At 72.2% G+C, this 14,618-nt stretch carries 12 protein-coding genes; 1 reads left to right on the top strand and 11 read right to left on the bottom strand.

Annotated features, from left to right (window positions below):
• Positions 1 to 26: 26 nt before the first annotated feature.
• From folE to dacB, 9 genes are all read right to left on the bottom strand, one after another.
• Complete coding sequence (gene folE, locus ABD908_RS02505) at positions 27 to 626, bottom strand: GTP cyclohydrolase I FolE (protein WP_344990413.1); 600 nt, start codon at positions 624 to 626, stop codon at positions 27 to 29.
• Between the two features lie 3 nt (positions 627 to 629).
• The gene (gene ftsH / locus ABD908_RS02500; protein WP_344990410.1) at positions 630 to 3,086 is read right to left on the bottom strand and encodes an ATP-dependent zinc metalloprotease FtsH; all 2,457 of its coding nucleotides are present in this window, start codon (positions 3,084 to 3,086) and stop codon (positions 630 to 632) included.
• 171 nt (positions 3,087 to 3,257) lie between these two features.
• Positions 3,258 to 4,781 carry a condensation domain-containing protein gene (locus tag ABD908_RS02495; protein WP_344990407.1) on the bottom strand — a complete coding sequence of 508 codons (1,524 nt, stop codon included), beginning with the start codon at positions 4,779 to 4,781 and terminating at the stop codon, positions 3,258 to 3,260.
• Between the two features lie 56 nt (positions 4,782 to 4,837).
• Entirely contained in the window at positions 4,838 to 5,683 is an 846-nt protein-coding gene (locus ABD908_RS02490) for a sensor domain-containing protein (protein WP_344990405.1), read from the bottom strand.
• Between the two features lie 44 nt (positions 5,684 to 5,727).
• Entirely contained in the window at positions 5,728 to 7,056 is a 1,329-nt protein-coding gene (locus tag ABD908_RS02485) for an amidase (protein WP_344990402.1), read from the bottom strand.
• Entirely contained in the window at positions 7,056 to 7,664 is a 609-nt protein-coding gene (gene hpt / locus ABD908_RS02480; protein WP_344990614.1) for a hypoxanthine phosphoribosyltransferase, read from the bottom strand. The genes ABD908_RS02485 and hpt overlap by 1 nt, the downstream gene beginning before the upstream one ends.
• Positions 7,622 to 8,698, bottom strand: coding sequence for a tRNA lysidine(34) synthetase TilS (gene tilS, locus ABD908_RS02475; protein WP_344990399.1), 1,077 nt, complete (start codon positions 8,696 to 8,698; stop codon positions 7,622 to 7,624). The genes hpt and tilS overlap by 43 nt, the downstream gene beginning before the upstream one ends.
• A complete protein-coding gene (locus tag ABD908_RS02470; protein ID WP_344990396.1) occupies positions 8,695 to 9,819 on the bottom strand; it encodes a zinc-dependent metalloprotease in 1,125 nt (374 codons plus the stop codon). The genes tilS and ABD908_RS02470 overlap by 4 nt, the downstream gene beginning before the upstream one ends.
• Before the next feature lie 24 nt (positions 9,820 to 9,843).
• The gene (gene dacB, locus ABD908_RS02465) at positions 9,844 to 11,199 is read right to left on the bottom strand and encodes a D-alanyl-D-alanine carboxypeptidase/D-alanyl-D-alanine endopeptidase (RefSeq protein ID WP_385924513.1); all 1,356 of its coding nucleotides are present in this window, start codon (positions 11,197 to 11,199) and stop codon (positions 9,844 to 9,846) included.
• A gap of 266 nt (positions 11,200 to 11,465) precedes the next feature.
• On the opposite strand from dacB, the gene ABD908_RS02460 reads away from it, so the two are divergent.
• Entirely contained in the window at positions 11,466 to 11,963 is a 498-nt protein-coding gene (locus tag ABD908_RS02460) for an inorganic diphosphatase (protein WP_344990391.1), read from the top strand.
• A 441-nt stretch (positions 11,964 to 12,404) separates the two neighbouring features.
• Here ABD908_RS02460 and ABD908_RS02455 read toward each other — a convergent pair whose 3' ends face one another.
• Positions 12,405 to 13,112 (bottom strand): hypothetical protein, encoded by a 708-nt coding sequence (locus ABD908_RS02455; RefSeq protein WP_344990388.1) that lies wholly within the window; start codon positions 13,110 to 13,112, stop codon positions 12,405 to 12,407.
• Between the two features lie 118 nt (positions 13,113 to 13,230).
• The coding region (locus ABD908_RS02450; protein WP_344990384.1) for a tRNA guanosine(34) transglycosylase Tgt at positions 13,231 to 14,618 on the bottom strand (1,388 nt) is incomplete at its 5' end.

Raw genomic sequence — 14,618 nt, 5'->3', positions numbered from 1 at the left:
CACGCTCCGTGGGGCGACCCGGACCGTCACCGGCGCAGAATGAGGTCGAGCGCCTCTGCCCGCGACGACGCGCTGCTCTTGAACAGCCCGCGCACCGCCGATGTGGTGGTGGTGGCTCCGGGCTTGCGGATGCCGCGCATCGCCATGCACAGGTGCTCGGCCTCGATGACGACGATGACGCCGCGCGGGTCCAGCTTGCGCAGCACAGCGTCCGCGATCTGGGACGTGAGGCGCTCCTGGACCTGCGGTCGCTTGGCGTACAGGTCCACCAGCCGCGCGAGCTTGCTCAAACCTGTTACCCGGCCCGCCGGGCCCGGAATGTAGCCGACGTGCGCCACCCCGTGGAACGCCACCAGGTGGTGCTCGCACGTCGAGTACATGGGGATGTCCTTGACCAGGACCAGCTCGTCGTGGTTCTCCTCGAACGTCGTGTCGAGGACGGCGTCGGGATCCGTGTGCAGACCCGCGAACATCTCCGCGAACGACCGTGCGACGCGCTCCGGCGTCTCCACGAGGCCCGAGCGACTCGGGTCCTCACCGACGGCGAGCAACAACTCGCGCACGGCGGACACCGCACGGTCGTGGTCGAAAGGAGAGATCGCCGCGCCCGTCTGCGCCGTGGTCATCGTTCAGTCCTCGCTGCTCGGGCGCTCGCCCGCAGCGGGCCGGCCGTTGTCACCGTCGACGGGCCCGCCCGCAGGCGGCCATCCGGGAGCCGACCAGCCGGCGGGGGCGCCGTAGTCGGGGCGACTACCGTTGCCGCCCTGGCCGTTCGGATACTGGCTGCTCGGCCCCTGACCCGACGGAGCCTGACCGTTGGGGTACTGGCCGTTCGGGTACTGCGGTCCCGGGTACTGGTGACCGGGGTGCTGCCCCTGGGGCCTCGGGTACTGCCCCTGGGGGTACTGGGCCCCCGGATACTGGCCACTCGCCGGATACTGGCCGCCGGGCTGCTGCCCGTTGCCCGGGTACTGGGTGCCCGGGTACTGCGCCCCCGGGTACTGCCCGCCGTTCGGACTCGTCGGGGTCTGGCCCGCGGGGTACCGGCCCTCCCAGCCGTGGCCGGGTGCACCCGGGCCCATCGCCGGCTGCCCCACGGCCGCGGTGAGCGCCTTGGCGCGTTCGGCCTCCTCGTCGACTGGCGGCCAGGGCTCGCCCTTCTCGAGGGCGATCTCCTTGGGCGTCTTGATCGGCGGCTTGTTCGAGGGGATCCGCTCGCCGAACACGTCGAACTGCGTGATCCGCGGCCGCTTCTCGACGCTGGCGAAGATCCGCTCGAGGTCCTTGCGGACCAGCGTCTCCTTCTCCAGCAGCTCGGTGGCCAGCACGTCGAGCACGTCGCGGTACTCGTTGAGGATCGCCCACGCCTCGGTGTGCGCGGCCTCGATCAGACTGCGCACCTCCTCGTCGATGTCCTTCGCGACGTCCTGCGAGTACTGCGGACCGCCGCCCATACCGCGGCCCAGGAACGGGTCGCCCTCGTCCTGCCCGTACTTCACGGCACCCAGGCGGGCGCTCATGCCGTACTCGGTGACCATCGCGCGGGCGATCTTGGTGGCCTGGTCGATGTCGCTGGACGCGCCCGTCGTGGGCTCCGCGAAGACCAGCTCCTCGGCCGCGCGGCCGCCCATCGAGAACACCAGGCGCGCGATCATCTCGGCGCGGGTGTACATGCCCTTGTCGTTCTCCGGCACCGCCAGTGCGTGGCCGCCGGTGCGGCCGCGCGCCAGGATCGTCACCTTGTAGACCGGGTCGAGGTCGCGCGACGCCCATGCGGCGAGCGTGTGCCCACCCTCGTGGTACGCCGTGACCTTCTTCTCGTGCTCGCTGATGATCCGGCTCTTGCGGCGCGGGCCGCCGACCACCCGGTCGACCGCCTCCTCCATCGTCGCCCCGGTGATCAGGGTGCCGTTCTCGCGCGCCGTGAGCAGCGCGGACTCGTTGATGACGTTGGCCAGGTCGGCGCCTGACATGCCGGGCGTGCGCTTGGCGAGCCCGTCCAGGTCGACGTCGTCCGCCAGCGGCTTGCCCTTGGCGTGCACCTGCAGGATCGCCTTGCGGCCCGCCATGTCCGGGTTGGACACGGGGATCTGCCGGTCGAACCGGCCGGGGCGCAGCAGCGCCGGGTCGAGGATGTCGGGCCGGTTGGTGGCCGCGATCAGGATCACGCCCTGCCGGTCGCCGAAGCCGTCCATCTCGACCAGCAGCTGGTTGAGGGTCTGCTCCCGCTCGTCGTGCCCGCCGCCGAGGCCCGCGCCGCGCTGGCGCCCGACCGCGTCGATCTCGTCGACGAAGATGATGCAGGGACTGTTCTCCTTGGCCTGCTCGAACAGATCGCGGACGCGGGACGCACCGACACCCACGAACATCTCGACGAAGTCCGAGCCGGATATCGTGAAGAACGGCACCCCGGCCTCGCCGGCCACGGCGCGCGCGAGCAGCGTCTTGCCGGTACCCGGCGGGCCGTACAGCAGTACGCCCCGGGGGATCTTCGCGCCGAGCGCCTGGTATCGCGCCGGGTTCTGCAGGAAGTCCTTGATCTCGTAGAGTTCCTCGACGGCCTCGTCCGCACCCGCCACATCAGCGAACGTCGTCTTGGGCATGTCCTTGCTCAGCTGCTTGGCCTTCGACTTGCCGAAGCCCATGACGCCGCCGCGGCCGCCGCCCTGCATCCGGTTCATCAGGAAGAAGAACAGGCCCACCAACAGGATCACCGGCAGGAACATCAGCAACAGGCTCTGCCAGAGCGACGAGTCCTGCGACACGTTGGTCGTGTAGGTGGCGCCCTTCGCCGCCTGCACATCGGCGAAGATGTCCCGCACGGTCCCCGAGGGGTACTTCGTGAACACCTTGGTCGCGCCGTCGGTACCGTCGACCGCTTTGTCCAGCGTGATCCGGAGCGTCTGCTCCTTGTCATCGATCTGGACGTCTTTGACGTTGTCGGTCTTCAGCTGCGCGAGCGCGACAGACGTGGACACGGCCTTGTAATCGCGATTGCCGCCGCTGCTGAGCATCGTGAACGCCCACACCAGCAGTACGAACCCGGCGACGACGGCCAGATTGCGGATCAGAGTCTTGCGTTTCATAGCGTTCGGCCTAGCGGCTCGTCGGTCCTTCCAAGCGGAGCGCGCGCGTCGATCTGCGCGGGGTCGATTCCCCAGGCTACCCCGCCTGGCGGCCGGTGCCGCGTTCGCTCGCTCAGGGCGAACGTCGGGCCCGGGCCCGACGGTGCCGGACGCGGCCCGCGGGAGCCACCGTCAGGCTGCCGGGGCCCTGCCCGCCGACCTACGCCCGCGCCCCACCGCGGCGAGGGCCCCGGCCGCGGCCAGGCCACCCGGCTCGGCTCCCCCGGTCTCGGCGAGCGAGGTGACCACTGCGCGGAACTCCTCGACGTACCGGGCGATCGCGGCGTGGGCCTCGGGGGTGTCGGGGTGCATAGCGTTGTAGTCCAGGCCTCCGTCGTGGCGGTTGAGCCAGAAGAACACCTCCCGGGCCGGGCTCGAGTTGCCGAACACCGAGAAGTCGTGCTTCGCCGCGAGCTCCCCGCCGGGCAGCCGGGTGAGGTCCAGGTACGACAGCATGGGCGCGGCGAAGCCGTGCTCGACGCCGAACGCCGGGTCGTCGCGCAGCAGGTCGATCATGGGGTAGATCGGCACGCCGTCGAGCTCGCGGGCCTCGACGAGCGCGTCCTGCGCGACACGCACCACATCGGCGAACGCGGTCCCGGCGGGGCACTCGAAGTGCACGGGCACCAACGTGACATACCAACCGACAGCGAACCTGTCGAGCGGATCCGGTCGGTCGTTGCGCGGCAGCGTCATCGCGAAGGTCTCGGATCCGGTGAACCGCCGGTGCAGCTCCGCCATCACCGCGAGCAGCCCGGCGTTCATGCCCCCGCCCGCGCTGCGCACCACGCAGGCGAACCGCTCCGCCACGTCGGGCCCGATGAACTCGGTGTCCGCAGCCATGAAACCGGGCGCCGACTCGCCGGGCGCGAGACCCAGCGACAGCGGGAACGACGGTGTCGTGCCACCCGACCGCACGATCGCCGCGCGCCAGCGCTGCACCACCTCGTCGCTGCAGCGCAAGCGCCCCACCCGGCGGCGCTGCTCCGCCGCGTAGGCCGCATACGGCCGGCCGGGGATCTCGACGTACGGCACCCCCGCGATCGCCGCGCTGTACCGGGAGAGCAGCTCGATGAAGGTGATCGCCTGCGAGACGCCGTCGGTGTAGAGATGGTCGGACGCCAGCGCGATGGTGAACCACGGATCCGCTCCGGTCGCGTGCTGCAGGTCGCCGACCCCGAAGGTGAACGACGACCACTCGGCGGGGGTGCGCGTGTGGGTGAAGACGAAGTCCTTGAGGGTGCCGTGCCCGCCGTCGCCGGGGATGTCGTCCCCACTGCCGCCGCGCGCCGCCACCGTCAGCTCGAGCCGGTCCGCAGGCAACGTGCGGCCGATCCAGTCACCGTCGGCGCCCCGGTCGAACCACGTGTGGAACGACGTGTGCGCGCGCAGGAAGTCGGTGAACACCCGGTGCATGACGGCCTCGTCGAACCGCTCGAACACGGTGAACTTGGTGACCCCGAGCCGCGCGACCGGGCGACCGTCGACCCGGGAGCTGCGGAGATGGTCCTGCTGCACGTACGACGGGACGATGCCGCAGGGTTCGGCGCGCATCATCGCGGCGCGGGTGGCCTCGCTCGCCGTCCACGCCATCCACTCGCCCGGCTCGCACCGCCATTTCTCCGCATAACCCGTCAGCACCCGTCGAGTCTGCATGAAGAGATGGCCGATTTGAAGCACCCGACACTGTTACCGCCGCGTCGTACCCCGCGCTATCCGCCCGCGTTCGTGATCATCTGGTCCACGAGCCGGGCCGGTATCACGCTGCCGGAGCTGCACTGTTTCGCGATGATGTTCACGTTGCGGAACACCCGGTAGTCGGCCACGCAGTGCCAGCCCGTGGCGCCGTTGTTCTGCGTCACGCGCCACGTGAGGTCGGTGGCGGTAGCCGTCTTACCGGCGTCCACCGACCACTGCGCGGTGAAGGTGTCGCTGGTCTTCTCCTGGTACGACGAGCAGGCCATCACAGCAGCCTTGACCTTGTCGAACGTGGACTGGGCGTCGGCATCGGCGCCGAACGAGCCGACGCCCACGCTGATCAGGTTCGAGAAGTCGGTGGCCGTGCCGTCGCGGTAGTAGGCCATGGTGCGCGAGAGGGTCGTGCCCCAGACCGCCGCACGGGTCGGCGCGTACGTCGTGAGGCAGTCGTCGGAGCCGACCACATCGGTGGGACCGGGATCCTCGGTCACGGCCGCACTCGTGTCCGGCGCGGGGAATGTGATCTGCGTGATCGTTTTCACCTGATCCGGGGTGATCATCGCCGCCGCGGGCAGCAGCGGCGGCGCGGCCGACGGTGACGCCGACGCGGAGGCGTCCGCCGACGCCGACGCGCTGGGCGACGGACCCGGACCGGATCCGCCGGAGCCCGACACCAACACCGCGACGATCGCGACGACCGCCACCACCAGCACCACGCCGCTACCGATCAGCAGCGCCAGCCAGCCGCGTCGGCCACCAGAACCGGGCCCGCCGGTGCCCGGCCCGCCCGATCCCGGCACCCCCGGTCCGTACCCGCCCGAGCCGTACCCCTGCGGCCCGCCCACCCCTGGCATGCCCATCGTCGCCCCCTGTCCGACACCTCCGGACTGATGTTACCGCCGCGTCAGCTCCTCGCGGTGCGCTCGAGCAGGGCACCGACGGCGAGCAGGTCGGCCTCGCCGCCCGGGCGCGCCACCAGCTGCACGCCGACACCGCGGAAGGGCACCGTCATCGCAGGCCAGCCCAGCACGTTCCACATGCTCGGGTACGGCGCGTACGCGACGTTGGGCACGACGTTGGCGACCCAGGAGCGTGCGCTGTAGCGGCGGGCGGCGATGGGTTCCGATGTCAGAGTGGGCGTGACGAGGATGTCGATCCGCGCGTCGGCGAAGGCCCGCTCCACGCGGGACCGCAGCGCGGCGGCGTCGGCCGGGCGCACCCAGCCCCGCCGGAGGGCGACTCGGCCGATCGCCACGTGCCGCCGGGTGCGTGGCTGCAACGCGCGCAGGTCCTCGCCGCGGGCGGCGAGATCGTCGGCGTCGACCGCGGCGACGGCGAACCACCGCGCCAGTACGACGGACGGGTCCGCCGGATACGGCACCCGGAAGTCCGCGACCGATAGGCCGTGCGCGGAGAGCTGCGCCGCCGCCGCGCGGGCGGCGGCGAGCACGCCGGGGCGCGCGAACGTCGCCGGGGTCGGCCGGTTCAGGCCCAGGCCGATGCGCAGACCGGCCGCGTCCCCCAGGTCCGCGAGCTCGGGGCGGTCGGCCATCACGGCGAGACCGAGCGCGGCGTCGGCGACCGTGGCGGCCATGGGCCCGTTCTCGGCCATGGTGAACCAGTTGTTGGCGCCCAGCTGCGCGGGCACGACACCCGTCCCGGGCTTGATCGCGACCAGGGAGCACGCGGCCCCCGGCACGCGCAACGAGCCCATGCCGTCGTTCCCGTGGGCGAGGGGCACATGCCCCGCCGAGACCGCCGCGCCCGAGCCGCCGGAGCTGCCGCCCGCGGTCCGACCCGGCCGAGCCGGGCTCCGGGTGATCACGTCCGAGTCGTCGGTCGTGCCCCACAGGCACAGCTCGGGCACCCGCGTCAGGCCCACCACCACGGCGCCGGCGGCGCGCAGCCGCCGCACGACGGGATGATCGCCGCTCGACGGTGCGATCCCCGCCGCGGCGGCGCCGGAGACACCGTCCAGGATGCGTTCGCCCGCCACGTCGACGTTGTCCTTGATCGCGACGGGCACCCCCGCCAGCGGGAGCGCGTAGCGGTCGGTGCGCGAGTCGACCGCGGCCGCCTCGGCGAGCGCCGCCTCGCGCCGCACTACGCGGAAGGCGCCCACGTCGGAGTCGGTCGCCGCGATCGCATCCAGCGCGGCGCGCGTCGCCTCGACCGCGGTGCGATCCCCCGCCCGGACCGACGCCGCGATCGCGACCGCCGTCTCGCCCCGCATCAGACGCTGTAGACGTGCGGCTCCAGGACCCCGATGTACGGCAGGTCCCGGTACCGCTCGGCGTAATCGAGGCCGTAGCCCACGACGAAAGCGCTGGGGATGTCGAAACCGATCCATGCGACGTCGACGTCGACCCGCACCGCCTCGGGCTTACGCAGCAGGGTGACCACGTTGAGCGACCGCGGATTGCGGCTCGCCAGGTTGCGCATCAGCCAGCTCAGGGTGAGCCCCGAGTCGATGATGTCCTCGACGATCAGCACGTCGCGGCCCTCGATGTCCCGGTCGAGGTCCTTGAGGATCCGCACCACACCCGAGCTGGACGTCGATGACCCGTAGCTCGACACCGCCATGAACTCCAGCTGCGTGGGCACGGGCAGCGCGCGGGCGAGGTCGGTCACGAACATCACGGCACCCTTGAGAACGGTGATGAGCAGCAGGTCGGGTTCGCCCTCGCGGACCGGGTAGCGCTCCGCGATCTGGCCGGCCAATTCGGTCGTGCGGGCGCGGATCTGCTCCTCGGTGAGAACGACAGACGCGATGTCCCCCGCATAGATTCCCGTTTCGGTCACCCGTCCGTACCTTTCGTCCGCCGACCAACTGGTCCACATCGGGCGTCGCACGCCCACGTGGTCTTCAGGATGCCATTGTCGCGCACCACCACGAACCGCGGTGCGGCAGGACCCGGCCCCGCCGGCACGGCTGCGTCCGGCCCCGCCGGGACGGCTGCGTCCGGCCCCGCCGGCACGGCGACGGGGCCCTGCCCGTGCCAGTCGGTGAGCAGCCGGTCGACGGCGCGCAGGTGCGCCGAGGTGAGGGCACGGGCACCGTCGGCCGCGAGCCAGGCCCGCAGCACCCGCACCCGCACTGCCTGCGACAGCCCGCTCACCGCGGTCACGGGCAGGCCGGAGCCCCGGGGTCGGCCGGCCAGCACAGCCGCCGCGAGGGCGTCGAGGGCGTCCCCGTCGGCGCGCAGGGCGTCGGCGGTGCGGGCGAGCGCCTCGGCCACACCGCCCCCCAGGATCTCCTCGAGCAGCGGCAGCGACTCGGCGCGCAGGCGGACGCGCGTGAACCGCGGGTCGGCGTTGTGCGGGTCGCGATACGGCAGCTCCCCCAGCTCGGTGCAGGCGGCGACGGTGACCGCGCGTCGCACCCCCAGCAGCGGCCGACCGTACGGGGGCGCCCACTCGCGCATCCCCGCGAGCGACCGGGCGCCCGAACCGAGGCCGAGCCCCAGCAGCACGGTCTCCGCCTGGTCGTCGAGGGTGTGCGCGAGCAGCACCGGCGCGCCGTCGCGGCACGAGTCGAGCGCGGCGTACCGGGCCGTGCGCGCAGCCGCCTCGAGCCCCCCGCGGGCGCCGACGGTGACCCGGGCGACCCGGGCGTCCGGGCACCCGACACGCGCGGCGGCCGCTACCGCACTCTGCGCAACAGATGCCGAATCTGGTTGCAGCGCATGGTCGATCACGATTGCCGAGGTGCGGATACGCGCCTGTGCGAGAGCCGCGACCAGGGCGAGGGAGTCGGCGCCGCCGGACAGTCCGGCGCATACCCGCGGCGGCTCCCCGTGCGCCCGATGCCACGCGCTCACCGCGCGGCGCACCGCGCCGAGCGCCGGCCCGGGTGCCGGGAGCGCGCCCGTCACAACACGCGGGCGATCCAGGCCGCCGGGTCCTCGATCTCGGCGGTGCGCGGCAGGGTCTCGGCCGAGGTCCAGATCGCGTTGAACCGCTCCATACCCACGGTCTCGACGACCGCGTCCACGAACTGCTTGCCGCGCACGTACTGTGCAGTCTTGGCGTCGAGGCCGAGGAGGGCGCGCAGCAGCCGCTGGATCGGGTTCTGCGGGCGGCTGCGGCGCCGGTCGAACGCAGCGCGGATCGTCGCGACGGTAGGCACCACGGCCGGTCCCACGGCGTCCATCACGTGGTCGGCATGGCCCTCCAGCAGGGTGCCGAGCATCAGCAGGTTCTCGACGGCGGCGAACTGCTCGGGGCCCTGCAGCAGCTGCAGCACGCCCAGCACGCCGGGCTGGCGCTGCGCGCCACTGTCGGCCCCTGAGCCACCGCGCAGCGACCCGACGAGCCGCTCGAGCATCTCGGCGGTGGACTCACCCGCCTGCGCCGAGATCAGGGCGACGTTGTCGGTCATGTAGCCCGCGAGCCACGGGTTGGCACCGAACTGCACGCGGTGGGTCACCTCGTGCAGGCACACCCACATGCGGAAGTCGTCCGGCACCAGGTCCAATGCCCGCTCGACGCCGATGATGTTGGGCGCCACCAGGAGTAGCTCGCCCCGGCCGTCCGGATCGGCGGCCGGGACACCGTCGGCGGCCCCGCCCGCGAACGGGTCGAACTGCCCCAGGATCGCGCCGGACAGGAACGCCAGCAGGGCGCCCGCCTGCGCACCCGCGACCTTCTCCCCCAGCCCGGCCCCGACGGCCGCTGCCACGCCGAGCAGGCCACCGCGGTGCGGACGGGGCGCGGCGTCGGCGGGCGAACCGAGCAGCGTGCCCATCGACTCGGCCGCGGCGGTGATCCACTCGGCGCGGTCGACGACGCGCGCGGGCCGCTGCGCGGCGGTCGCCGTGAGTCCGGTGGTGTCGCGGACGTGGTCCTCGGAGGAGACGGCGAAGCCGAGCAGCTGCTCGGCCGCGCGGTCACGCGTGTAGCCGGTCGTGGCGGGCCCGGGGCGGGAGAGCCGTCGCCCCGTCGCCGCGGCCAGGCCCCAATCGATGCGCTCGCCCACGCGGACGGTGTCGGCCATGATGCCTCCTACCTGCTCGGAATGTCAGCGGCAGCCGCAGCCGCGCAGCGCGGTGGCGATGGCGTCGATCGCCGGACGCGCGACGCCGTCGGACGTGCCCGACGACATCAGCGCAAACGTCAGCACCCTGCCGTCCCGGTCGTTGACGAAGCCGGCGAGGGTGTTCACGCCCGACAGGCTGCCCGTCTTGGCCCGAACATACCCCGCGCCGCCGCGGTCGGCCGTGGTGTAGCGATCGCTGAGCGTCCCCGTCGCACCCGCGATGGGGAGGAAGTCGAGCAGCGGCCGCAGCTTGGGGTGGTCCGCCGACGTGGCGGCCGTGACGATCCGGTCGAGGACCGCCGCAGGGATGCGGTCCTCGGTGGACAACCCGTTCGCGTCGCGCAGCGTCACGCCGCTCACGTCGAAGCCGTTGTCCTGCAGCACCGAGAGCACCGCTTCGGCAGACCCCGCGATGGAGCGCGGCTTGCCCACCGCCCCGGCCACCTGCATACCGATCTGCTCGATGACCACGTTGTCCGACAGCGTCATCGACTCGAGCAGCCGCTGGCCCAGCGCCGCCGACTGCACCGATGCGAGCACCTTGGCGCCGGCCGGCGCGGTGCCGTCCGCGACCGCGGACGCGGGCAGCCCGAGGTCCGCGGCCAGGGCGCGGCCGGCGGTGAGCGCGGGCTCCGGCGAGCGGGGCGACTCGTCCACCGTCGGGTCGAGTCGTCCACTGTCGGTGGTGAACGCCTGCATCGGGGTGATGTCACCGCCCGCGATGTCGGCGCGGTCCCAGCCCTGCGCCATCTGCGGGCCGGTGAACAGCGACGTGTCGACGAGGATGCGCTGGACGCTCGTGCCCGACGCGCGCAACTGGTCGGCGAGCGTGGAGATCCGCGCCGCGCCGCGCGACAGCCCCTCCTTTCCGGGCGGCAGGGAGGTCAGCGTCGGGTCGCCCGCACCCACCACGACGACGGTGCCGGGCTCGTCGCCCGCGACCACGGTCGTGGTGACCTTCGACCCGTCGCCAAGGGTCAGCAGTGCCGCAGCGGCCGTGAGGAGCTTGGTGGTCGACGCCGGCGTCCGCGGCAGGTCCGGGTCCTGCTGCCACAGCACGTCGCCGGTGACCGCGTCGGTGATGATGCCGGTGAACCGCCCGAGGTCCGGGTTGCGCAGCGCTGCAGCGATCGCCGCCCGCGTGCCGTCGGCCGTCGGCGCGGAGACGGCCGGGTCGACGCCCACGAGCTGCGGCGTGTACGCGACTGCGGCGGGCTGCACGGGGACCTCCGCACGCAGCCGGTCGGCGCGCTGCTTCGCCTGGTAGACGACGGTGCCGGCGATGCCACCCGCCACGATCAGCGCGAGCACCACGATGGCGATCAGGACCCGGACCATCGTGCGCCGGGTCCTCGACTGCTCGAGGCTCCCCCGTGCGCCGTCGTGCCGCCCCACCGGGCCTCCTCTCCGACGGGCACGTACGGTCACCGTCGTTTCCTGGCTCCGGGCGGTATCGGCCGGACGCGATTCGATCGCCACCACAGTAGCCGCGGCGACCCCGTGCCGCCCCCGGCGCCCGACCGGTATCCTCGGAGACCGGTCGTCGGCTGCGCGTCGTCGCAGGCCCGGCGGAGTCGATGCACCACTCACGAAGGGAACACAGCGTGGAGTTCGAGGTCACCGTCGAGATCGCGAAGGGCTCGCGGAACAAGTACGAGGTCGACCACAAGACCGGCCGCCTCAAACTGGACCGCTACCTGTACACGGCGTTCGGCTACCCCACCGACTACGGCTACATCGAGGACACCCTGGGCGAGGACGGCGATCCCCTGGACGCGATGGTGCTGCTCCCCGAGTCGGTGATCCCGGGCTCGATCGTGGAGGCCCGCGCCATCGGCATGTTCAAGATGGAGGACGAGAAGGGCGGCGACGACAAGGTGCTCGTGGTGCCGGCCGGCGACCCCCGCTGGGACCGCTACCAGGACATCTCGGACATCGACAAGTTCGAGCTCGACGCCATCGAGCACTTCTTCGTGCACTACAAGGACCTCGAGCCCGGCAAGTTCGTGAAGGGCTCCAACTGGGTCGGCAAGGCCGAGGCGGAGAAGGAGATCGCCAACAGCTTCGCCCGCGCTGAGAGCGCCGACGCGCTCACCGACTGACGCCCACCGAACGCCCTCTGCCCCACCGAGTGCCCCCTTCCGCATGGGCGCCGGTGGGGCAGAGGGCTGTTCGTGCGGCATAGGTCATCGCATGGGGTAGGGCGGCCTGCTCCCCAGCAGCCGCGCCGCGACCAACTCGCGCGTGATCACATCGAAGAACCTATGCCGCCGCTCGGGATCGGCCGCTGCTCGGGGCACCGCCCGCGGCTGGACGGCGATGGAGTACGGATGTGGCTGAGCACGGCAGACGGGCACGTCGACGCCACCGCGAGCACCCAGCGCCGGTAGTCCGACCACTACTGCCCGGGAGTGCGCTTCTCGTCGACGGTCCCGGGGCCCTCGTCCCGACCACGTTCCTCGCAACGCGGCTGCGCGTCGTCGTTCGACGCCCACCAATAGACCTGTGGGCACTCGATGAGCGGCGGGGCACTCGATGGGCGGCTACCCGGAGACCTTCTTCACCACGCGGTCGAGCACGTCGTCGAACGTCACGCGGTCGACCGTGCCGCTCGCGCCGACGGCGGACGAGACGATCACCGTGGTGCCGTGGGTGGTGAGGTAGGCGGCCAGACCGTGCGCCGGCTGACCGCCGCCGCTGACGGGGATTGTGGTCGCGTCCAGGACGAATCCGCCGGGCACGTCGATCCCCGACGGAAGCGGCTGCTTCGTGGTGATGCGCTGCGCCGACGCGGTGCCGTTGCTCAGGGTGACCTTGGCGCACTGTCCGGTGGCGGCGGACTCGAATGTCCTGATGTCCACATCGCCGGGCAGCAGCGCTACCGAATAGACGGCGTTCGACACCGTGATCTCGACGCGCTGGCTCGCCGTGGCGGTCTGCTCCACCTCGGACTGGCCCGCGATGTCGGGCGCCTTGCACGCGGCCGGCTCGTAGGTCAGCCCCCGCGAGCTCTCCAACTCGCCGATCGCCGAGGGCACGAACGCCTTGCCGGGCACCGCCGCGAGTTTCCAGTCCGACGGCAGGTCGGCCGCCGTGAGCGCCTTGGCCGCCGGTACCGGCGGGGCGACGGCGGACGATGTCGCGGTCGCGCCTGATGATCCGGTGGCGCCCGACCCGCACGCGGCCAGCGCGAACGTCGCCGCGGCCGCGACAGCGACCCCGGCGGATCGGGCTGCGTTATTGTGGCGCAACGGTTTTCTCCTCGGTTCGAGACATCAGGGTCGGCCTGGATCGGGTCAGACGATAGCCGACGCCCCCGGTCGAGTCGACCGGGGGCGTCGGTGTGTGAGCCTGCTCTCGCTACGCTCGTCAGTCGATGACGGGCGCGAACGCGGGTGTCGTCCCGCCACTGAAGCGGCTGAGGAAATCGAACTTGAACCGGTCGTAGTCACCGTCCACGATCGACTGCCGGATCCGGGACAGCAACGACACCAGGAACTGCTCGTTGTGGATGGTGCACAGCGTGATCGCCAGCCCCTCCTTGGCCTCGAACAGGTGGTGGATGTACGCCCGCGAGTACTGCGACGCGTAGTTGATCGTCTCCGGATCCAGAGGGCCGAAGTCGCTGCGGTACTTGGGATCCGAGATCGAGTACGTGCCGTCCACGGTGTACACGATGCCGGCCTTGGCCGCCCGCGACGGGGCCGCGGAGTCGATGGTGTCGATGCCCGCCTCGACCGCGGCGAACAGGTCCGCGGGCTCGAACGCGCCCAGCAGGTGCCGCGGCGACTCCTCGTCGAGCTCGGCGGTGACCCACCGGACCACCTCGCCGAAATCCACACCCGTCGGGACGTCGGCCAGTACGTAGCCGCCGAACCCGAGACCGCCGGACATCCGGTCCTCATCGCTCAGGCCGCGCAACTCGCGCGCCGCCGAGCGCCGCACCTGCTCGTACCCGCCGCCTCCGATCACGGCCCACAGCGACTGGCGGTCGCCGCGCTGCGCGGTCAGGAAGTTGTGCTCGGCGAGACCGCGCCGCGCCCAGGCCAGGTTGCGGGCGACCGTGGACTGCTGCTCGGCCAGGGTGCCGCCGCCGTGCGCGTCCAGAGCGAACATCACGTCCGCACCCAGGCGGTGCTGCACCAGCATCGAGGACTCCGGGGTGAACCGGTGCTCGGTGCCGTCGAGGTGGCTGCGGAAGGACACGCCACCGTCGTCGACCCGCGTCCGCTTGCCGGCACCGTTGGTCTGCGCCTCCGGGTCACCGCCGGCCAACGCGAACGAACCGGACTCCGTGATCGTGGTGCCGGGCCAATTCATGAACCGGCCCAGACCGCCCGCACCCTCGACGACCTCGGCGCCGGGCTGCAGGTACAGGTGGTAGGCGCTGGCCAGCACGGCCTGTGCGCCCAGGTCGCGGACCGACTCCGGCAGCACCGCGCGGACGGTGCCGCGGGTGGAGACGGGGATGAACGCGGGGGTCGCCACCTCGCCGTGCGGGGTCACCAGACGTCCGGCGCGGCCACCGTAGGACAGCCGCCCCTCGATCCGGAAGCTGGTCGGGTCGGTCACGCCCAGCTGGCTCAGCCGGCTACGCGCGGTCATCGACCGGTAGTCGGACTTGAGATCCGCCAGCTCGGCCGCCAGGTGCAGGTTGCTCTGTCGCAGCTCATCGATCTCCGCCGCCGCCTTGGCCACCGCCGCGGGGGCGGGCGCCGACGGTGCCGGGGGCGTCTCGGGCGCGGCGAGCGCCGACG

The sequence above is a fragment of the Tsukamurella soli genome (genome assembly GCF_039541155.1).
Classification (GTDB): domain Bacteria; phylum Actinomycetota; class Actinomycetes; order Mycobacteriales; family Mycobacteriaceae; genus Tsukamurella; species Tsukamurella soli.
The sequence above is the reverse complement of the archived record's forward strand: the minus strand, read 5'-3'. Positions and strand labels throughout refer to the sequence as shown.